This is a genomic window from Fructobacillus fructosus KCTC 3544, assembly GCF_001438695.1.
GTDB classification, from domain to species: Bacteria; Bacillota; Bacilli; order Lactobacillales; family Lactobacillaceae; genus Fructobacillus; species Fructobacillus fructosus.
This window is the reverse complement of record NZ_JQBH01000023.1, coordinates 1-739: the sequence shown is the minus strand read 5'-3', so window position 1 is coordinate 739 and position 739 is coordinate 1. Positions and strand designations below refer to the sequence as shown.

The window sequence follows — 739 nt, the reverse complement described above, 5'->3', positions numbered from 1 at the left end:
ATTTGACAACCTTTTAGTAACTGAAATGGTTCGGAACCTAGAACCAGAAGACTTTGAGGACGTGTCCGATTTCTTTTTTAATAATAAAAAAGGTTACACCGACCAGTTCCACAAAGTATTTAGCCCCGCCTCGGTTGATTTATCCCAAGGTACGTATAAGCACCTCAAACAAGAAATCGTGGATGATAGTGCGTTAAATATTGGTTACTCGTCTGAAATTAAGTCGGATATGTTTTATCTTGATCCCGATCTTTTGAAGAAGGTAATGGTAAATGAAAATATTGCCCAAGGACTATCTTCAGAAGCAGAAAAGCTAGATCAAGGGCGAGCCAATCTTTTTGATAACATGATTGTCACAGAAATGACGAAAGAATTAAACTATCAAGATTTTAAAACAGTGGCACCTAAGTTTATGAATTTTGCCAAAGCGGAGCGTGCTCAGCAAGAAGATTTAGATTTTGCTGTCTCTCAAATTGATGATGCAATTAACATTTAGCAATCACGAGTCCCTCGATTTTCGGGGGACTTTTTAATAAAAAAAGGTGAAGATGCGTAAAATATCGAGAAAAAAACATAGTAGAGGTAGAACAATGAAAAGGACGAATTTTTATGAGATTATTTCCAAAAAAGAAAACAAAAAATACGCAAAATAAAGCACCTAAAGAAAGGCTGATAAGTGATAAGTTTCAATTTAACTTAGCTGAGTCAACACTACCAATCAATGGTGACACCATCATTG

At 35.6% G+C, this 739-nt stretch carries 1 pseudogene; it reads left to right on the top strand.

Annotated features, from left to right (window positions below):
* Positions 1-496: pseudogene (locus IV71_RS07395) on the top strand (hypothetical protein); the annotation flags it as partial.
* Positions 497-739 lie beyond the last annotated feature (243 nt).